We start from the raw sequence: 18,393 nt of genomic DNA on the forward strand, positions 1-18,393 counted from the left end.
TAGGGGGGATTTCAGTGGCATGACAGAGGCATTGCCGGGACGAATTGAGGGTTACAGTTTGATTGATCGTGAGGTACAGATGCACTGGACTGGTTTTTCAGGCCCAAGTCGATGAGGGTGGGATAGCCGCGATGCTCAATTTGAATGTCCGCGTTTTTTATGAGGTATTCATCCGCCGCCGATATCGATGGCGGGCTAGGGCCCAATACGGTGTTCAGATTTGGTGTTGATGCTGTGCCGCGCTCGTCGAGCTGGGGCTTAAAATCCCGTCTAAGCGCACCGAGTGAGGAGAGAGACAAACGGGTTTATCGTTTGGCTCACGACAATCGAGGGCACAGCGGAGCTGGGCGCGCTCGGGTCGCCTTTCTTTTCCCCCATTTTCTTTGGCGAATCAAAGAAAATGGGGTCCCCGTCGCGGACTGCGACTGTAAAACAATGTGCCGCAGGCACTTAAAACCAGCAACACGTAATCTGAACAGCACCGTTGGTTTGCCAAGAGCAAAATAAAAAACGGAGCCCTTGGGCTCCGTTTTCTCGGGTTACTGCGAGATTTACTGCGATGCGGCCGTTTTTGCTGCAATCAATTTGCGAATTTCCGGCATTTGATGCTCAAGGTAATGAATGCTGGTTTCACCTTTGACAAATTCGGCATCCACCAAGAGCTGCTGATGCAGTGGGATATTGGTTGAAATCCCTTGCACCACCATTTCGGACAATGCGATGCGCATCTTCGCAATCGCTTGCTCACGGGTATCGCCGTAAGTAATGATTTTGCCAATCATGCTGTCATAGTTCGGCGGCACAAAATAGCCTTGATACACGTGCGAATCCACCCGAACGCCCGGGCCACCTGGGGTGTGATACGTGGTGATCCGGCCCGGACTTGGGAAGAAATTAAGTGGATCTTCGGCATTGATCCGGCATTCAATCGCATGACCGTGGAGTTTAACGTCTGCTTGGGTGTAGCGCAGTGGCAAGTTGGCTGCGACCCGAATTTGCTCTTGCACAATGTCGATGCCGGTAATCAGCTCAGTCACTGGATGCTCAACTTGTACGCGGGTATTCATCTCGATAAAGAAGAACTCACCATTTTCATACAAGAATTCAAACGTACCCGCGCCACGGTAGCCCATGCGGCGGCACGCTTCGGCGCAAGACTCGCCAATGCGCTCGCGCTGCTCTTCGGTAATGCCCGGTGCTGGCGCTTCTTCGAGTACTTTTTGGTGGCGACGTTGCATTGAGCAATCGCGCTCGCCCAAATAAATCGCATTGCCGTGCTGGTCAGCCAAAATTTGGATTTCGATATGGCGTGGATTTTGCAAATAGCGTTCCATATACACCACCGGATTGCCAAAGGCTGCGCCGGCTTCCGCTTGTGTCATCGCTACGGCAGCAAGTAAGTCTTCTTCGCGCTCAACCACGCGCATACCGCGACCACCACCACCACCAGCGGCCTTAATGATGACTGGATAGCCGACTTTACGGCCAATCTTAATCATTTCAGCGTCATCATCTGGCAATGCGCCGTCCGAGCCCGGTACGCAAGGTACGCCAGCGGCTTTCATTGCATCTTTGGCCGACACTTTGTCGCCCATTAAACGAATGGTTTCTGGACGTGGACCGATAAACACAAAGCCCGATTCTTCGACTCTTTGGGCAAAATCAGCGTTTTCTGACAAAAAGCCATAACCTGGGTGGATCGCTTCGGCTTCGGTGACTTCGGCCGCCGAAATCAACGCCGCCATATTCAGGTAGCTTTGCGCCGAAGGATTGGGGCCGATGCAGACTGATTCATCTGCCAGCTTGACGTATTTGGCTTCACGATCAATTTCTGAATGCACCACGACGGTTTTGATGCCCATTTCACGGCAGGCACGCAAGATACGCAGTGCAATCTCGCCGCGATTGGCAATGAGGATTTTTTTAAACATAGGAACTCCGCGATCAGTGAGTGCTGCCGATTGGGGGGGAGTGGTGAGTGGGGAGTGGTGAGTGGTGAGTGGTGAGTGGGTTTTACTCACCACTCCCTATTCTCTACTCGTCTTATCCCCAGCTTCTTACTTCCCTAATCCCTAACCCGGCATCTCACAGAATTAGCCAATAATAAACATGGGTTCGCCATATTCAACGGGCTGGCCGTTTTCGACCAAGATAGCTTTAATCACGCCGCTGTGTTCTGCTTCGATTTCATTTAATAGTTTCATCGCTTCGATGATGCAGATCGTTTGGCCGGCAGTTACGCTTTGGCCGACTTCAACAAACGGTTTGGCATCTGGGCTTGATGAGCGATAAAACGAGCCAACCATCGGTGATTTTTGAGTATTGCCGGCCACCACAGGGGCTGCCGCTTCGCTGGTTTCAACGCTCACTGCAGGGGCTGGGGCGGCTGCTTGTTGCTGCGCTGGAACATGGTATTGCATCGGCTGCATGTATTGCGCATTAGCCACGGTGCGGGTGATGCGGACTTTTTCTTCGCCTTCAGTGACTTCTAGTTCGGCAATGCCAGATTCTTCAACTAAGTCGATCAATTTTTTAAGTTTACGTAGATCCATGTTGCAATCCCCTCTGAAAGGTCAAATGGGTGTCCTGTCGTGCAGGCCACCTTATGGTTTAAACAAATGTGCGTCAGTAAAATTGAGTGTTGTCTCGCGTACTCTATTTGCGTGGCTGTTGATCAGAAAACGGTTGTTTCGGCCTGTTATTTGGCCGATTTTAAGCGGTCGATGACAAACTCGAGTGCGTAGGCATAGCCTTTAGCCCCAAGGCCGCAGATCACGCCAATGGCAAGATCAGAAAAATAGGAGTGATGACGGAAGGTCTCCCGTGCATGTACATTCGATAAATGCACTTCAATGAAGGGGACTTTGACCCCTGCCAAAGCATCACGAATCGCCACACTGGTATGGGTGAACGCAGCGGGGTTGATCACGATATAATCCGTGCCGTCTTGTAATGCGGCATGGATGCGCTCGATGATTTCGTATTCGCGATTGGATTGAAAAGTTTCGACTGAAACTTTATGGCTAGCACCCAAGTCAATCAGCTGTTGATTGATGCTGGCCAGTGTATTGCTACCGTAATGTTGGGGTTCACGTAGTCCGAGTAAATTAAGGTTGGGGCCATGCAAAACCAGAATTTTACCAATGTCGGCCATTCGCGAACTCCTTGTAACGCAATGTAATCGACGGAGTTTGCCGCAAGTTCTGCGAACTTGTCCAGAAAAAGCGTGCTTTTTCTTTTTTACTGAAGGTGTAAACGATCGTTTTAAAACGTGCCTACGTCAATGTTGGCGCGGCTTATATCGATGTTTGCTGATACAATCTTGTAGTTTTGCTACATATGCGACGAAGGCGTTTTTTTAATGCAGATTGCCGATTTTGATTACCATTTGCCCGATCAATTGATCGCGCAGTTCCCTCCTGAGGTGCGTGGCGCGAGTCGTTTACTGCATATTGACGGTCAAACGCGACAAGATACGCTGTTTACCGCTTTACCGAGTTTTTTGCGCGCTGGTGACCTTTTGGTGTTTAACGACACCAAGGTGATTAAAGCGCGTTTATTCGGTGAAAAAGCCAGTGGCGGCAAAATTGAAGCACTGGTTGAGCGGGTTTTAGATGAACATACCGCTTTGGCGCACGTCAAAGCCTCTAAAGCGCCCAAAGCGGGGACGATTTTGCATTTTCAAGGCGGTTTCACCGCCGAAATGGTTGAGCGCCAAGGCGATTTATTTAAGTTGCGCTTTGCTGGCGATGTGAGCGTGTTTGAGATTTTGGAGCAATCGGGCTTATTGCCATTGCCACCGTATATCACGCATGTGCCCGACGATGAAGACGCTAAGCGTTATCAAACCGTTTACGCACGTGACCCCGGTGCAGTGGCAGCGCCAACGGCGGGATTACACTTTACCGATGAGTTGCTGGCGCAAATTCGTGCCATGGGCGTGGATACGGCGTTTTTGACCTTGCATGTCGGCGCCGGCACGTTTATGCCAGTGCGCGTTGATGAGATTAGCGAGCACACCATGCATCACGAGCGCTACTTTATTCCGCCAGCGACGATTGCGCTGATTTTGGCGGCCAAGGCGCGCGGTGGTCGGGTGATTGCAGTGGGCACCACCAGTTTGCGCGCGCTGGAAGCCTCGTCGCAGCAAGGCTTGTTGGCTGAGCCGGTGGGCGACACGGATATTTTTATTACGCCAGGTTTTGAATTTAAAGTGGTGGATCGCTTGATCACTAACTTTCATTTACCCAAATCAACGTTATTAATGCTTGTGGCAGCCTTTATTGGATTTGATACCATGCGCGCAGCGTATGAACATGCCGTGAGTAATGAATATCGCTTCTTTAGTTATGGCGATGCGATGTTGTTGGAGAAGTCGCTCTAGTCATAACGATGAAATTTTAACGCAGAGGCGCAGAGGCGCAGAGAAAAAACAAACTGGGTTTCTCTGTGTCTCTGCGTCTCTGCGTTGGATCTTTTGAGTGCTTTAAAATGAGCGCCGGACTGTTTTCCGGCTTGCGAGGAAACACATGAAATTTGAATTAAAAACCACCTCATCAGGGGCCCGTCGCGGTACTTTGACTTTGAATCACGGCGTGGTTGAAACGCCGGTATTTATGCCAGTGGGCACTTACGGCACCGTGAAAGCGATGACGCCGCGCGATTTGAACGACATCAAGGCGCAGATTATTCTCGGCAACACCTTCCATCTGTGGCTGCGCCCAGGTTTGGAAGTGATTCAAGAATTTGGCGGTTTGCATCAATTTATGGGCTGGGATAAGCCGATGTTGACCGATTCGGGTGGATTCCAAGTGTTTAGCTTGGGCGCGATGCGCAAAATCACCGAAGAGGGCGTGAAATTCCAAAACCCAATCAACGGCGACAAATTATTCCTCACGCCCGAAGAATCAATGCGCATCCAAAAGGTGCTCAATTCGGATGTGGTGATGATTTTTGACGAATGCACGCCGTATCCTGCCGACCATAAAACCGCCGCCGATTCAATGCGGATGTCGCTGCGTTGGGCTAAGCGCTCGAAAGATGAATTTAACCGCCAAGAAAATCCCAATGCACTGTTCGGTATTGTGCAAGGCGGGATGCATGAAGACTTGCGTAATGAATCGCTCGCCGGTCTGGATGAGTTGGATTTCCACGGCATGGCGATTGGTGGCTTGTCAGTCGGTGAGCCCAAAGAAGAAATGGAGCGCATTTTGGCGCACACCGCGCCGCAATTACCAGTGAATAAGCCACGTTACCTAATGGGTGTCGGTACGCCTGAAGATTTGGTGTATGGCGTATCGCAAGGCATTGATATGTTTGACTGCGTGATGCCAACAAGGAATGCCCGTAACGGCATGATGTTTACGCGTTATGGCAACGTGAAGATCAAAAACGCCCATTACAAAAAAGACCTGCGCCCGCTCGATGAGAGTTGTGATTGCTACACTTGCCGCAATTTTAGCCGCGCCTACCTGCATCATTTGTTCCGTTGCCAAGAAATCTTGAGCTCGCAACTCAATACCATCCACAATTTGCACTACTACCAAGTGCTGATGGCGGAAATGCGCGCGGCGATTGAAGTCGACCAATTCCCGCAATTTGTCGCCAAATTCCACGCCGAGCGAGCTCGCGGCGTGGAGTAAACCATTCATTACTGCAGCATTGCTAAAGCCACCGCAAGGTGTAATGCCGTTCACTTAAGCCAAGTGAGCGGCATTTTTTTCTCGATTTCATTGCTGGTGTCGCTTTTGACGCAAAGGTATAGAGAAAATCAATTGCAAAACCCTGAATGTCCTCCGCGCCTCTGCGCCTCTGCGTCAGGTTTTCAGGGTTTGTCGTTAAGTGAGCTGTATTTACCGCAAAGTGGCTTTTTTCGTATGGATGAAGTCAGCTTAAATTAAGCTATGCTGGGTTTGATCTTGTGCTACTCAGTATTCCCCGTTGCGGATCGTTTGCGTTCGCGCGCTTGGCTTTAGAGGTGGCGCGTCTGATTGCAAGTGGGTCAATCACCTTTAAAGATCTTGATTGTTTTGCCAAGTGAGACGAAAAATGGCTGCAAATTTAAAACTCGCTGAGTTATTGGGTTCGCTCAGCTACGCCTTGGATCTGACTGAAGGACAGCCCGCAGGGCATTGTGTGCGTTGTTGCTGGATTGGTGTGCATATTGGCCGGCAAATTGGCATGGCAGAGGCCGAGATTTGGGCTTTGTATTACACCTTATTACTCAAAGATTTGGGCTGCAGTAGCAATGCGGCGCGCATTTGCGAGCTGTATTTGGTCGACGATCAGCACTTTAAGCATGACTTCAAATTGGTCGGTAATAATTTATCGCAAGTTTTAGGCTTTGTGTTTGAGCACACCGGCAAAAACGAAAACTGGACCCAGCGCTTAACGGCGATTTTAAATATTTTGCGTAATGGCGAACAAATTGCCCAAGAGTTAATTCAAACCCGCTGTGATCGTGGCGCGCGCATTGCCCGGCAGCTGCGGTTTCCTGAATCCGTGGCCCAAGGGATACATTCTTTAGATGAGCATTGGGATGGCAGTGGCCGACCAGAAGGTTTGCGTGGCAGCGCGATTCCAATCCACGCGCGGATTGCCTTGTTAGCGCAAGTGATTGATGTGTTTCATTTCTCGCACGGCATGGAAGCCGCCCGTCTAGAAATTCAGCAGCGTGCCGGCGTGTGGTTTGACCCTGAATTGGTGGCGGCGTTTAAGGTGGTCGGCCAAGATGCGGCATTTTGGCAGGTATTGAACGACCCCAAGATTGATCAAATCGTGCAGTCGCTCGAGCCAGCGCAATGGACGCGGCCCTTGGATGAGGCCTATATGGATGATATCGCCTCGGCATTTGGTCAAGTGGTCGATGCCAAAAGCCCGTTCACCGCTGGGCATAGTGAGCGGGTGGGCTTTTATGCCAATTTAATCGCGCAAGAAATGGGCTTTTCGGCCGAGCGTTGCCAATGGATTACCCGCGCCGCCTTATTACACGACGTCGGCAAACTCGGGGTAAGTAGCCGTATTTTGGAAAAACCCGGGCGTTTAACCGATGAAGAATTTCGTGCGGTGCAACAGCACGCCAGCCTAACCGAAACGATATTAGAAAAAATTGCCCCCTTTGCCGAATTAGCCGTGGTGGCCGCAGCGCATCACGAGCGCCTCGACGGGCAAGGCTATCCACGCAAAATCAGTGGCGCAGCGATTTGTATGGAAACGCGCATTATCACCGTGGCCGATATTTTTGACGCCATCAGCGCCGAGCGCCCGTATCACGCCGCCAATTCGCCCGAAAAAACCATTGAGATCATGCGCGGCATGCTGGGATCAGCCATTGATGCCGATTGCTTTGCCGCCTTGCAAAGCGTAGTGATGCGCGAAAGCCTGCTATCGCCTGCTTAGTGGGGTTTGCTCAAGCACTTGTGATATAGCCTATCAACATCAAATCTGAACAAAGCCGATCTCTATGGGGTATTGCCGTGTGGGTCATGTTTTATAGATATTACAGTGATATACCCATTTCTTTTACGATTCGGTTTTAAGCGCTTGGCACGGGCGTTGATTGCTAAGGGTAAGTCTGTAGCGGTTTGCCGTGAATCAATTTAAACCCTGTACCAAGTGTTGTAGATAGGGGAAGCTGGCTCGGGCTTGGCCCATTTTTTGATGTAGATCAAACAGGGGCGGTGCGCTGCTCGGCAGTATGGCGGCTTCTGAGGGAGTCAGCGATGAGTTTATTGATTGAATGGAATGATACGTTATCGGTCGGGATTCAAGAGATTGATGAGCAGCATAAAGTGCTGGTGAATCTATTAAACGAATTACATGATGCGATTCGGCAGCATCATGGCCGTGAGGCCTCGGTGGCGATTTTGCAGCGTTTGGCCGACTACACCCGAATCCACTTCACGGTTGAAGAAAGCTTGATGCGGATTTTGGGTTATCCCGATTATGAAACACATAAAATGCACCACGAAGAATTGATTGGGCAAATGGTGGATTTGCAGGCCAGGCTCAATCAAGGTGATGCGGTGTCTTTTGAGTTGCTGCACTTTTTACGCAATTGGCTAACGCGGCACATTATGGAAGCCGATCAGCGCTATGTAGCGCATTTCTTATCGCGCGGCGTGCAAAAAACGTGGCAAAAGAAAGGTTGGTTAGAGCGTTTTTGGTCTTGATCACGAATCGTGTATCGGTGCTGATGCCAAACAAAAAAACGCACAGCGGGCTGTGCGTTTTTTATTGCTAGCTGTGGGCTGCATTTATCACATCACGTGGGTTGATCGTTGCGGCCATTCACGGTGTGTTTTGCGGTTTTGGCTGGCGAAAAATACTCGGCATGGGTGTATAGCTGTAAATTAAAATGCGCTTGATCATCGCGATAATCAACGCGGGGTGCATCGGCGCGATGATGAAAAGCCCACCAGCAATAGATTAAATACACTGCGCCCGCCAAGATTAACGCCCAAGTGATCCAGATGCCGATCATGATCTATACTCCGCAGTCAACAATCAGTCAGCTTAGTAAAAGATACGACGAAAGCAAATGCTTTGTTAGGCGGCTCTGATTGACGACGGAGTCCTCGCATCGGTGTGGTGCTCGGCGATAAAGTCATAGCCAGTACATTCAGTACGTCAACGAGCACAACAACGCCGACGTTTGCTGAACGACTTCAATCAGACTAAGCCTGCTGTGCAGGCCATATCGACGCACTTATTGCTGGCTGGCTAAACCGGCAGCGGTATTGGGGTAGCGCAATTGCAGTTTGAGCTCATTTTTGGCGCGGGCATTGCCAATGCGCCGCGATTCATTCAAATAAGACAATAGGGCGGGCGACAGCCGCGTTTGCGCCGCAACTCGGCTAATGCGTGGCGGACGAGCCAGTTGCATCGCATCGGCGACTTGGTCAAAATAATCGCCCATTTTATGCGGCTCATCATCCACGATATTGTAAGTGCGTAGCGGCAAACCACGAAACAGCGCCAAACATAGCGCATGCGCTAAATCATCAGCATGAATATGATTGCTATAACTGTCTTCTTCGCGGTGTAGCACCGGTTCACCCCGCGCAATGCGCTCCAGCGGTAAACGATTGGCAGCATAAATGCCGGGCGAGCGTAAAATGCTTAGCCGAACACCGTGCCGTCCAGCCCAATCGCGCAATTGTTTTTCGGCATCGACTCGGCGCAATGCGCGCAGCGATTGCGTTTTAAGCGGACTGCTTTCATTAATCCATTGCCCAGCATAATCGCCATAAACACCGCTGGTGCTGATGTAAACAGCTCGGCGTAAGCGCTGTGGTAAAATTTTATTTTGCTTGATGTTGGCGTGGCTTAGAGCGGCAATTAAGGCTCGCGTTCGTTGATCGCCCACGCCGTCACCGGGTGGTGCGCTGTGAATCAAATACTCAGCAATGCCACTTAAGCGGGCTAAAGATTTTGGCCGATCTAAATCGGCAAGAATAGGGCGTATACCAAGGGTATTGAGCTGCAATGCAGATTCTTTAGAGCGTGCAGTTGCATACACCGTAAAGTGCTGCTTAAGCCAAGGCAGGGCGCGGCGAACAACATCGCCACAACCAATAATGAGTAAGCGTGGTTTTTTCATAGTTTTTAGCTCACAGCGTGGCGTAGTTAAGGGCAGGCATTGGTCAATGCTCGACACGCATTAACACAGTATGGAATGAATATGAGTCAACAACTTACCATCGAACCTTCGGGCCAGCAACTCTCCGTCTTTGAAGGAGAGACCTTGCTCGACGCCGCCATGCGAGAAGGTTTTAACATGCCGTATGGTTGTAAAAACGGATCGTGCGGCGCCTGCAAAGGCAAGGTGCTCAGCGGCGAAGTCGTCCATGCCCAGCATTCTGAAACCGCACTCAGCCTTGCTGAGCAAGCGCAAGGCTATGCGCTATTTTGTTGCGCTACACCGGTCAGTGAGCAAGTGAGCATCGAATGCCGCGAAGTCAGCGCCACTAAAGATATCCAAATTAAAACCTTGCCAACGCGCATCGAGCGCATCGAAAAAGTATCGCCTGACGTCGCGATTTTGACGTTAAAACTGCCATCAACCGAAAAGCTGACCTATCTGGCTGGGCAGTATATTGATATCCACACCAAAACCGGCAAAAAGCGCAGCTTCTCCATTGCCAATCCACCGCATCAAGAAGGCTTTTTGCAACTGCATATTCGCCATATCGACGGCGGCGAGTTTTCTGATTACGTGTGGAACACCATGAAAGAGCGCGAGATTTTTCGCTTTACCGGCCCGCTCGGTAGCTTTTTTTTGCGTGAAGACAGCGATAAGCCGATCTTGTTCCTGGCCACTGGCACCGGTTTTGCCCCGATCAAAGGCATGATCGAGCATGCGCTGGCTAATCACACCCAGCGTGAAATGGTGCTCTATTGGGGCTGCCGCACCTTGGCCGATCTCTATATGCCCGAATTGCCATCACAGTGGCAGCAGCTCTATCCGAACTTTACCTTTATCCCGGTTTTATCTAACCCCAAGCCCGAAGATCAATGGCAGGGCCGTACCGGATTCTTGCACGAAGTCGTTTTGGCCGACTTTGCCAGCCTTGCTCACTACCAAGTTTACGCTTGCGGGTCCCCTATGATGGTCGAAGCGGCCTATACCGGCTGCCTTTCACACCAACTACCGAGCGATGCGTTTTTCTCTGATGCCTTTTTTACCAGCAAGGATTTAAAATAAAAACGTTGTAAAACCATACGTTTATCGATTCTTTTGTAAGTAGTGCTTGCCATCAAACAAGTCATTCTATATGATGCAGTCCTGTTGCCGATGTAGCTCAGTTGGTAGAGCACCTGACTTGTAATCAGGGGGTCGCGAGTTCGATTCCTGCCGTCGGCACCAACAAATTCAACGACTTAGCGCGAAAGCGCTAGGTCGTTTTATTTTGTCCAACGCACTCCCAACACACTGCCATACAACTCCCTGCAATACACCCCAACACTCACATCAAAACATTTCGTGTCGCCACCATCATTTTTATGGCGTGGCGCAGCATTGTTGCATCAACGCGACAGGCCATTTTGTTGTCAATTATGGTCGATTATTGTCGGCAATAGGTCAGTTTTTCTTGCTTGTAAGTGCCTCTAGTTCATTGATTTAATGCGTCAATCAGGAGGTTGTACATCATGGCAAGTATTCAAAAACGCACTACAGCAGCAGGTGTTATTCGTTACCAAGTTTCCATTCGACTCAAAGGTCTCCCCCCGCAGTCCGCCACTTTTGATCGTTTAACTGATGCGAAGCGCTGGGCAGCAAAAATAGAATCGGAATTGCGAGAGGGGCGCTTTTTTAAAACGAAGGCACAGCACAAGCATACGGTCAAAGACGCAATTGAGCGCTATCTACGCGAGGTTATGCCCCACAAAAGCGAATCCACTATTCGCGATCAAACACAGCAGTTGGCATGGTGGCAAAAAGAGATTGGTTTGGTCATCTTGTCTGAACTCGCTCCCGCACAGATTGCGGACTGCAAAACAAAGCTAGCTAACACACCCATGCAAGCGCGAGGACCCAAAAGCAAAGCCGCACCAAGCTATCGCAGCGCAAGCACTATCAATGCATATTTGCGCGTGTTTTCGCATCTATGCAATACGGCTGCTGGTGAGTGGGAGTGGATCAGAAACAATCCTGTTGAGGCCGTGAAGAAGCCGAAAATCAATAACGCTCGAACTCGATTTTTAGATGAGACCGAAAAGACTCGGCTACTACTTGAGTGTAGGAAGTTTCCTGACTTGTATTTGGCGGTAGTGCTGGCGTTAACGACTGCCGCGCGTAAGAACGAAATTTGGTCGCTGCAATGGCACCAGATCGATTTGAATCGTCGAAGCATCACCCTCTATCTCACAAAAAACAAAGATATCCGCTCATTGTCCTTAGTTGGCGAAGCGCTTGAATTGCTGAAGGTAAAACATGCTCAAGTACCTCGGCCAAACGACTTTTTATTCCAAGGTAATGTTGTGGGTAAATCGTTTGATTTCAGGAAACAGTGGGAGCATTGCGTTGAAGCTGCTGGCCTACACAACTTTCGCTATCACGACCTACGGCATACCGCAGCGAGCTATTTAGCAATGAGTGGCGCGACATTGCCCGAGCTTGCTGAAATTCTTGGCCATAAAACGATGCAAATGGTGAAACGCTACGCACACTTTAGCCAAGATCATAAGCAGAGCGTGGTTGAGCGCATGGCGAATACATTTTTAGTCGTTTGAAAATAAAAATTTTGGATGCATGTATTTAAAAATTTGTTTAAGCTAATCTAGCAAAATTAAATTAACTATTTAAAAGGTTTTTATGAATACCATCTCAGTTGCTAATGTTATTAAATACCTTAAGGAGAATAAATATGAATGCATTGATTTTAACGACCGAAATCAGTTAATCTTTGAGTTTGTTCGGCGTAGTAGTGACTATATATCTGCCTATGCATCTTATCAATTATTACCGGATGCGGCGAGAGGTTTTAATTACGGAACTCCTTGCGTAGAAAACGTATCGCCACATGGAGAATTAGACGCGAAATATGCTGAATTTTATGAACATGATATTCGCAAGCCTGTTACTGAATGGAATAAAGTCGAGGTTCTTGATGGAACTGTTCAGCAGGTAGAGAGAGAAACAGATTTAGTTTCTCGTTATTTTGGGCATGTTATCTTAAAGAAGTATGGCCTACTATTTATGATTGACCCAACTCTTAGCCTCGTTAGACAGCCATTTTACAGAAAATTAAAAAGTAATATGGGTAAAGTTGAGAGAGATGCTATTGAGAATAGTAATAGAATTTTTGGAGAGCGTTTAGGCGGGGGGTTGGATGAAGATCGTGGGTTTGAATTTATTTCAAAAGAGCATATTCACATGTCTTCCTCAGAGTTTTGTTTTGTATTTGATGTCAAGGTTCCAATTAATCAACAATTAGCTTCTGCTGAAAATTATTTCAAATATTTTGAAAGGAAACTATTGGATAAATTAAATTCTCAAGATGAAAGTGCCAAGAGAATTTCTTATCTTTCAAGGCAGAGGTATAGAAATAATAGGATGTATGATTTTGATCTGATGTTACGTTATTATGATTTGGTTTCTATTTTTAGAGATCATAGCCGTCCAGTTGAGGCTGTAGCCAAATTTTTAGAACAACATACGGGCAATAGTGCGTTGCATTTAGCACTTGGGGAGCCTGAAGAGTTACCCGATATCAAAAATATTTATAAAATTACACTGGAGTATATGGATGTAACTAGTACTGGAAAATTCAATGAACTGAAGTTTGTCCCTCTAAAGGTGGCGCCACCTACCAAGAGTGCTACAAAGTCATGATTTTCTGATTATGAATTTAAACCTTGGTAGATTAAATTTTAATATCTCTTTTGTTGTCCATATATTAAAATTGCTTGGGTTAAATATTTCTTTTAATGACGTTGTGCTTTGTGTGCTTGCTGGTATGCTTATATTTATTTCATATTCTAATAATTTTTTTCGATGATTTGCATAGGTCCTCTTGGGTAATATATGTTTCAAGTTTGATCCACGCTCCCATGCGTCATAAGACAGACGCAGGGACGCTCCTTTTATTGAATCAATTATCGATCCGAAATGTGTTCTTGCTTCAACGTTTAGATTTGAAAGGTGCTCATTTATTACTTCATTCATAATGAATCTTGGTGTTTTCAATGTCCAATTTTTTAGTAGATCTAAATTCTTATGTTCTAGTGGTTTAGTTCTTAGGGTTGCCTCAATCCTAATTTGCTTGCTGACCTCAACTATTAGTCGTTCTGCTTCAATTTCGGTTAAGTAATTAAGTGCGGCTTGGTAAGTTCTCTTATCTTTTATTTCTTTACTTTTATTGTATATTTTTATTGTGGAATATTTCGAGCTTTTACCGATGTATAATGTTTCTCCTCCTCCGTCTGAGGTGAAGAAATTTTCCGTATCAACTAGAATATGTTTTAATGCATTAAGTAACTCAAGCTTATGAATTTCGTTGTTGGCTAAGAAGGATCCGGCAATATCAACTCTTGAAATTTTAATTTCACCATCTTCTATTTTTTGGTATTCATCTTCTGTTGGTGTTATATTTAGTTGTGAAAACACTATTCTTAGTACTTCGTTAATTATTGCTGATAAATTGTTACTTCCAAAAATGTTGTGGCCTTGCAAGAATTTTGCAGGATTTCCCTCGATCATTAAATGAGTTCCAGATTTTGAGCGTACGGAAATATGATTATCTATTTCTGGGTTAATTATCTTTTTTCGGTTGCTTTTACTAACTGTGAACTTTTCTCCTGTGCTTTTTTCTATATATAAAATATCAAATGAACTTTGAGAGTTTTCAACTTCTACAGTCATGGAAATGTAATCAATCATTTGCTAGTTACCCGTGAGCGACGTTGGTATTGGTTATTTTTCTGCCATTCAAAAAATTGCTCAACGTCGATAAGAATACGCCCCATCGGTCTAGAGATTACATGCTCAAAATTGCGTCTTTGTGCATGAAAAACAAGATCACGTAGTGCCGCTACAGAAGGCCAGTCAAAGTATTTTGGCCAATGAACTAGTTGAATGTGTGGTGGAATATGTGCTGGGCGTACATATTGATTTGTGTTCGGTGTGTTCGGTGTGTTTGATTGTTGCATTCTGTTGCTCCTTGTGAGCTGTATTAAAAAAATGCAGTGTGCGGCTTTCTGAAAGAAAAAGATTCCAGCAGAAGAAGGACTCTAATGCTTCTTTTTTGGGGTCAAATGCTTATGAAAAATAGCGTTTATGGCTTAAACATCATTGACAGTTGAGTTAAAACTTGATTTCTTGTTGTATGCGTTTGATTTTATTAGGTTTATTTTTTGGCTGCTCAGTATATTAAGAGGACTTCTTAAAGGCTAAATTTGCTCAAATGTGTGTTTTGACCATGAATAGCGAGGCAATAATTTTTCATAAATAGCTATTTTTGTTCTTTACATGACTAAATATTGCTATAAGTAGTGGTATTACAGTGGTGGCATTGTTGATTTGCCTTCGCCGTCGCGGCTCTGATACGGCTGTCTGATGTGTTCATATTGGCAAGGCGATTTGCTTTTTATGTATCGCCAGTACCTCGTTGATAGTGATCGTCCACGACTTATCTTGAAACTCATATCGGTTTGAACTCACGCTTTTTCTGTGCACGATAGATGAATGCAAATTGCCGTGTTCGGGTGGAATGAGTGGGTCGAGTACGTATAGCTTGTTCATTTCGCCGCATTCTGATGTTTCAACGCCAATAATCAGCACCCAGTGATCAAGGTGAGCTCGCCAGTTCACAATATTTGCAATGAATAGTGTTTCTGGTGTGTGTTGGTCAAGGAGAAAGCGAATCGAATCCTTGTTGCTACCTTGAATTGAGCTGAATTTGAGTTGATCCTTGAACGGGGCAAATATTCGTACTAATCCCCGTAATGGGGTGCAGTGAAGCCAGTAGTCCTGCGCCATCAGCCATGAATCAAACATAATGTGCGTTTCATCATCACCCTCTGCCATTGTCATGAGCTGGGTTCGGCTGAGTAGCTTGAAAATCAATAAAGCCATATAAACGCAATGCGGTCCGCACGCTTTATCAAGAATACTTTGCTGAAGGTAAACAGGCCGTTTTTTGCCATTTGGGGTTGTGCTGACACTCGGGCCTTTCGGCCCTAATGTGAGATTGCTATGAATAACCAAGTTGTTCGTCATGCTCAATACTCTTCTGGGAGTAACAAAGTGGTCGAGCTGCGGTCTGCCTCAGTGATGATCCAAATGCGTTCGCCAGTGGTGAGTGGGTAGTTTGATAAAATTCGCCAGCCATGTTTAACGGCATCTTCATTAGATTGCCAATCCTCCGCTGGCAAGTTGCCCCAGTCGCCAGTTTGGTGACGAAGTAACAACGTGAGTGCGTTCACAGCAGCTTGATCTAATGCCGTTAGTGCACTGGGGGTGGCAACGGTTTGCCCGAGTGAAAATTTAGCTTTGTTGAGTGCGGTCATGCTCTTCTCCAAATGAAATGAGCGCCGATCAGCAAGACTGATCGGTGCTCATTGGTGTGTGCTACTGACATCAGCAGCGCGTAAATAACGGACATGAAAAAAGCGCCTTGAAGGCGCTTGGATGCTTTAAAAATGGGTTGCGTTTATGTGGTCAATTCATCATGAATGACGATTGAGCGCGATAGCTAATAATTCTGGTAAGGCGTCTCCCGCTGTACTGCGAATTACCCAGCTGGCTAATTCGTCGTGTGCGGTTGGTTGGGGATTAATGACAATGATGAGTTTGCCGTGCGCCAGAGTCGGGATTGTTGCTGCGGGTTGAACCTCACCGGATGTGCCGACAACAATCAATACATCGCACTGATCGATGTCTTTTTTTACTTTTTTCCATGTATGGCTAGAAATGCGTTCTTTAAACCAAACAACGTCTGGTCGTGCGTAGCCACCGCAATGCGTGCATCGTGGAATCGTTACCTGTGGTGCAATGCTTTCTGGGACGGGTCGATTGCAGCTAAAGCAACGATTACGGAAGATATTGCCATGCAGTTCATGTACGTTCGTACTACCTGCCAATTGATGCAAACCATCAACGTTCTGAGTTACAACGCTCACAGTGGCTACTTGCTGCTGTAACTGAGCTATTGCGTAATGTGCGGCATTCGGCTGGCAGTGACGCATATTTTGACGTCGTTCTTCATACCAATCCCATACGTTTTGCTTGTTTTTTCGGAATGCGTCAGGCGTTGCTAAATTTTTGAGGCTGGCTGTGCCATAGAGTGCTGTGCTGCTATCCCGATAAGTTGGAATGCCTGATTCAGCTGAGATGCCTGCGCCAGTTAAAAACAACCAGTGCTCGGCTTTTAGCAAGTGATTACTTATTGAAGCAGGGATTGATTTCAATTTTAATTCCTTGGCGTTCAATAAAATTGAGCCGCTATTTTATATATTATATAAAAAGATATAATGTTTTGTCAAGTTTGCTTGTTTTGTTGTTGCGATTGGCTTTTGTGAATTGCGGCTAACTTTTTTAGTTGGCACAAGCGTTATGCTTAACTGATATGGCATAACTCTTGCACTCAATTCGCTTGCTGTATTCTTTATTTTGTTACGACGCAATTTTGCTCTAGCACATCATCAATAGCGTTTCCGATAAGAAAATCTATCGATCCTGAATCGCCACTAGCGCCAAAGCTGCGATTGATATTGATGTACACGGGTTTGTACGCAACTCGTTCAAATTTGTAATAAAGCGTGGAATTGGATGCGCCGTCATCATCGCAGCTCGTTTTGAGGCTTTTGACATTACCATCGCCAAACAGCTGCTTGATTGAGCTATCGTCATTTGATAGTTCTGGATCGTTTTCAATTGATACTCTGGCAGTGCTGATGCCTGCCCTTGACCCTGCCAGCGCGACGCTCGTTGCGCCGATGTTCTTATTTTTGTTTTTACCAAACTTTGCCTTTCCTACCATCGTAGCGTCATGCGCCCCTGACTCATTTGAAGGCCACTTCCACTTGACGCCTTTGATGTTGTTGGCTGAATCCCATGAATTGATGTTGTAGGTCTGAGACTTCTTAATGCTGATTGAATCCAGAACCGATTCAAACTGCGCTGAATGAGCAAGTCCCGCAAAGGTAATAAATATTGCGGCTTGCAGGGTAACCAGTATTTTGCTGTTAAACATGCTTCGTTCCTAAGTCGTTATGTTATCGGCATTTATCTATCAAGATGGCTGAACAAGTAAAAATTAGCCATTGGATGGCGCATCATTAAGAATTTGATCAAACAGTTTTTGCGAGTGCTTAATGATTTCTAATGCGTTTTGTAGCGGCTCTAGTGCAACCTCGAAATCATTGGTTCGGTATGCGTTTGACAGCTCTTCTGCATCAAGTTGAACTGGCAAGAAAAACTCGCCTTTGCCTAGGTCTCGGAAACCTAGTGCTTGAATATTTTGTATGCTTTTGGGCGATTTCTCTGCCCAAGCTTGAAAGTTTTTATTCCAAACTGGTTTGCCACCGAAAGCTTTAGTATCAATAAAAAATTTAAACCCTGCTGATGCGCTGGCGTAGCCACACAGCGCAGCAATTAAATAGCTATCGTCCTCTTCATTGAAGTTGACTAAAGTAAAACCTGCTCGCAGCGCAGGGTCTTCGCTAGACTCTGCTGCATTCCAGATTTCGGGTGCTAGCCATATTTCAGAATTGCTTTCATAGTAGCCACCAATCCAGCCTTGCCCTTCAGTAGCCTCAATCACGAGTTTTTCCATGGACTCAAAAACTTCTGGCTGAATCACTGCTTCATACAGCTTGACCGTTTCGTTGAACATCTCTAGCTGAGATAAGATTAATGCACCTGCTTCACGTGTTTCACTCATGGTATTG

Annotated in this window: 19 protein-coding genes and 1 tRNA gene; 8 read left to right on the forward strand and 12 right to left on the reverse strand. The window is 46.7% G+C overall.

Annotated elements, in window-relative coordinates; translation table 11 throughout:
• Positions 1-551: 551 nt before the first annotated feature.
• The 3 genes from accC to aroQ all read right to left on the reverse strand — a co-directional run bounded on the left by accC (position 552) and on the right by aroQ (position 3,154).
• Complete coding sequence (accC, locus tag LG219_RS05150) at positions 552-1,931, reverse strand: acetyl-CoA carboxylase biotin carboxylase subunit (RefSeq protein WP_226763464.1); 1,380 nt, start codon at positions 1,929-1,931, stop codon at positions 552-554.
• A gap of 162 nt (positions 1,932-2,093) precedes the next feature.
• Positions 2,094-2,552, reverse strand: a complete 459-nt coding sequence (gene accB / locus LG219_RS05155; RefSeq protein ID WP_226763465.1) for an acetyl-CoA carboxylase biotin carboxyl carrier protein — start codon at positions 2,550-2,552, stop codon at positions 2,094-2,096.
• Between the two features lie 146 nt (positions 2,553-2,698).
• Positions 2,699-3,154 carry a type II 3-dehydroquinate dehydratase gene (aroQ, locus tag LG219_RS05160; protein ID WP_226763466.1) on the reverse strand — a complete coding sequence of 152 codons (456 nt, stop codon included), beginning with the start codon at positions 3,152-3,154 and terminating at the stop codon, positions 2,699-2,701.
• Between the two features lie 207 nt (positions 3,155-3,361).
• On the opposite strand from aroQ, the gene queA reads away from it, so the two are divergent.
• From queA to LG219_RS05180, 4 genes are all read left to right on the forward strand, one after another.
• Positions 3,362-4,384 carry a tRNA preQ1(34) S-adenosylmethionine ribosyltransferase-isomerase QueA gene (gene queA / locus LG219_RS05165; RefSeq protein ID WP_226763467.1) on the forward strand — a complete coding sequence of 341 codons (1,023 nt, stop codon included), beginning with the start codon at positions 3,362-3,364 and terminating at the stop codon, positions 4,382-4,384.
• Between the two features lie 145 nt (positions 4,385-4,529).
• On the forward strand, positions 4,530-5,642 hold the full coding sequence (gene tgt / locus LG219_RS05170; RefSeq protein WP_226763468.1) for a tRNA guanosine(34) transglycosylase Tgt: 1,113 nt from the start codon (positions 4,530-4,532) through the stop codon (positions 5,640-5,642).
• Between the two features lie 406 nt (positions 5,643-6,048).
• Positions 6,049-7,398, forward strand: a complete 1,350-nt coding sequence (locus LG219_RS05175; protein WP_226763469.1) for an HD-GYP domain-containing protein — start codon at positions 6,049-6,051, stop codon at positions 7,396-7,398.
• Positions 7,399-7,721: 323 nt separating this feature from the next.
• The gene (locus LG219_RS05180) at positions 7,722-8,171 is read left to right on the forward strand and encodes a bacteriohemerythrin (protein WP_226763470.1); all 450 of its coding nucleotides are present in this window, start codon (positions 7,722-7,724) and stop codon (positions 8,169-8,171) included.
• Between the two features lie 92 nt (positions 8,172-8,263).
• Here the strand turns inward: LG219_RS05180 and LG219_RS05185 are convergent, their stop codons facing one another.
• Entirely contained in the window at positions 8,264-8,482 is a 219-nt protein-coding gene (locus LG219_RS05185) for a hypothetical protein (protein ID WP_226763471.1), read from the reverse strand.
• A 225-nt stretch (positions 8,483-8,707) separates the two neighbouring features.
• Positions 8,708-9,601 carry an NAD-dependent epimerase/dehydratase family protein gene (locus tag LG219_RS05190; protein WP_226763472.1) on the reverse strand — a complete coding sequence of 298 codons (894 nt, stop codon included), beginning with the start codon at positions 9,599-9,601 and terminating at the stop codon, positions 8,708-8,710.
• An 81-nt stretch (positions 9,602-9,682) separates the two neighbouring features.
• On the opposite strand from LG219_RS05190, the gene LG219_RS05195 reads away from it, so the two are divergent.
• The 4 genes from LG219_RS05195 to LG219_RS05210 all read left to right on the forward strand — a co-directional run bounded on the left by LG219_RS05195 (position 9,683) and on the right by LG219_RS05210 (position 13,336).
• Positions 9,683-10,705 carry a CDP-6-deoxy-delta-3,4-glucoseen reductase gene (locus LG219_RS05195; RefSeq protein WP_226763473.1) on the forward strand — a complete coding sequence of 341 codons (1,023 nt, stop codon included), beginning with the start codon at positions 9,683-9,685 and terminating at the stop codon, positions 10,703-10,705.
• Positions 10,706-10,791: 86 nt separating this feature from the next.
• A tRNA-Thr gene (locus LG219_RS05200) sits at positions 10,792-10,867 on the forward strand.
• Positions 10,868-11,151: 284 nt separating this feature from the next.
• Positions 11,152-12,234, forward strand: coding sequence for a tyrosine-type recombinase/integrase (locus tag LG219_RS05205; RefSeq protein WP_226763474.1), 1,083 nt, complete (start codon positions 11,152-11,154; stop codon positions 12,232-12,234).
• A gap of 82 nt (positions 12,235-12,316) precedes the next feature.
• Positions 12,317-13,336 (forward strand): hypothetical protein, encoded by a 1,020-nt coding sequence (locus LG219_RS05210; protein WP_226763475.1) that lies wholly within the window; start codon positions 12,317-12,319, stop codon positions 13,334-13,336.
• Here LG219_RS05210 and LG219_RS05215 read toward each other — a convergent pair.
• The 7 genes from LG219_RS05215 to LG219_RS05245 all read right to left on the reverse strand — a co-directional run bounded on the left by LG219_RS05215 (position 13,331) and on the right by LG219_RS05245 (position 18,386).
• Complete coding sequence (locus LG219_RS05215) at positions 13,331-14,365, reverse strand: phage/plasmid replication protein, II/X family (protein WP_226763476.1); 1,035 nt, start codon at positions 14,363-14,365, stop codon at positions 13,331-13,333. The genes LG219_RS05210 and LG219_RS05215 overlap by 6 nt on opposite strands.
• A 14-nt stretch (positions 14,366-14,379) precedes the next feature.
• Complete coding sequence (locus LG219_RS05220; RefSeq protein WP_226763477.1) at positions 14,380-14,652, reverse strand: hypothetical protein; 273 nt, start codon at positions 14,650-14,652, stop codon at positions 14,380-14,382.
• A gap of 412 nt (positions 14,653-15,064) precedes the next feature.
• The gene (locus LG219_RS05225) at positions 15,065-15,721 is read right to left on the reverse strand and encodes a hypothetical protein (protein WP_226763478.1); all 657 of its coding nucleotides are present in this window, start codon (positions 15,719-15,721) and stop codon (positions 15,065-15,067) included.
• Between the two features lie 2 nt (positions 15,722-15,723).
• On the reverse strand, positions 15,724-16,011 hold the full coding sequence (locus LG219_RS05230) for a hypothetical protein (RefSeq protein WP_226763479.1): 288 nt from the start codon (positions 16,009-16,011) through the stop codon (positions 15,724-15,726).
• A 159-nt stretch (positions 16,012-16,170) separates the two neighbouring features.
• Complete coding sequence (locus tag LG219_RS05235; RefSeq protein ID WP_226763480.1) at positions 16,171-16,911, reverse strand: SIR2 family NAD-dependent protein deacylase; 741 nt, start codon at positions 16,909-16,911, stop codon at positions 16,171-16,173.
• A gap of 197 nt (positions 16,912-17,108) precedes the next feature.
• Positions 17,109-17,696, reverse strand: a complete 588-nt coding sequence (locus LG219_RS05240) for an RNA-binding protein (RefSeq protein WP_226763481.1) — start codon at positions 17,694-17,696, stop codon at positions 17,109-17,111.
• 63 nt (positions 17,697-17,759) lie between these two features.
• Positions 17,760-18,386, reverse strand: a complete 627-nt coding sequence (locus LG219_RS05245; protein ID WP_226763482.1) for a hypothetical protein — start codon at positions 18,384-18,386, stop codon at positions 17,760-17,762.
• Positions 18,387-18,393: the final 7 nt, after the last annotated feature.

The sequence above is a fragment of the Deefgea salmonis genome (assembly GCF_020531905.1).
Classification (GTDB): Bacteria; Pseudomonadota; Gammaproteobacteria; order Burkholderiales; family Chitinibacteraceae; genus Deefgea; species Deefgea salmonis.

Excerpts from the sequence above, each read along its gene's own strand:
- LG219_RS05245 (WP_226763482.1), bottom strand. The coding sequence starts at position 18,386 with ATGAGTGAAACACGTGAAGCAGGTGCATTAATCTTATCTCAGCTAGAG.
- tgt (WP_226763468.1), top strand. The coding sequence starts at position 4,530 with ATGAAATTTGAATTAAAAACCACCTCATCAGGGGCCCGTCGCGGTACT.
- LG219_RS05180 (WP_226763470.1), top strand. The coding sequence starts at position 7,722 with ATGAGTTTATTGATTGAATGGAATGATACGTTATCGGTCGGGATTCAA.
- LG219_RS05175 (WP_226763469.1), top strand. The coding sequence starts at position 6,049 with ATGGCTGCAAATTTAAAACTCGCTGAGTTATTGGGTTCGCTCAGCTAC.
- LG219_RS05240 (WP_226763481.1), bottom strand. The coding sequence starts at position 17,696 with ATGTTTAACAGCAAAATACTGGTTACCCTGCAAGCCGCAATATTTATT.
- LG219_RS05210 (WP_226763475.1), top strand. The coding sequence starts at position 12,317 with ATGAATACCATCTCAGTTGCTAATGTTATTAAATACCTTAAGGAGAAT.
- LG219_RS05190 (WP_226763472.1), bottom strand. The coding sequence starts at position 9,601 with ATGAAAAAACCACGCTTACTCATTATTGGTTGTGGCGATGTTGTTCGC.
- LG219_RS05230 (WP_226763479.1), bottom strand. The coding sequence starts at position 16,011 with ATGACCGCACTCAACAAAGCTAAATTTTCACTCGGGCAAACCGTTGCC.
- LG219_RS05225 (WP_226763478.1), bottom strand. The coding sequence starts at position 15,721 with ATGACGAACAACTTGGTTATTCATAGCAATCTCACATTAGGGCCGAAA.
- LG219_RS05185 (WP_226763471.1), bottom strand. The coding sequence starts at position 8,482 with ATGATCGGCATCTGGATCACTTGGGCGTTAATCTTGGCGGGCGCAGTG.
- LG219_RS05220 (WP_226763477.1), bottom strand. The coding sequence starts at position 14,652 with ATGCAACAATCAAACACACCGAACACACCGAACACAAATCAATATGTA.
- aroQ (WP_226763466.1), bottom strand. The coding sequence starts at position 3,154 with ATGGCCGACATTGGTAAAATTCTGGTTTTGCATGGCCCCAACCTTAAT.
- LG219_RS05195 (WP_226763473.1), top strand. The coding sequence starts at position 9,683 with ATGAGTCAACAACTTACCATCGAACCTTCGGGCCAGCAACTCTCCGTC.
- LG219_RS05215 (WP_226763476.1), bottom strand. The coding sequence starts at position 14,365 with ATGACTGTAGAAGTTGAAAACTCTCAAAGTTCATTTGATATTTTATAT.
- queA (WP_226763467.1), top strand. The coding sequence starts at position 3,362 with ATGCAGATTGCCGATTTTGATTACCATTTGCCCGATCAATTGATCGCG.
- accC (WP_226763464.1), bottom strand. The coding sequence starts at position 1,931 with ATGTTTAAAAAAATCCTCATTGCCAATCGCGGCGAGATTGCACTGCGT.
- accB (WP_226763465.1), bottom strand. The coding sequence starts at position 2,552 with ATGGATCTACGTAAACTTAAAAAATTGATCGACTTAGTTGAAGAATCT.
- LG219_RS05205 (WP_226763474.1), top strand. The coding sequence starts at position 11,152 with ATGGCAAGTATTCAAAAACGCACTACAGCAGCAGGTGTTATTCGTTAC.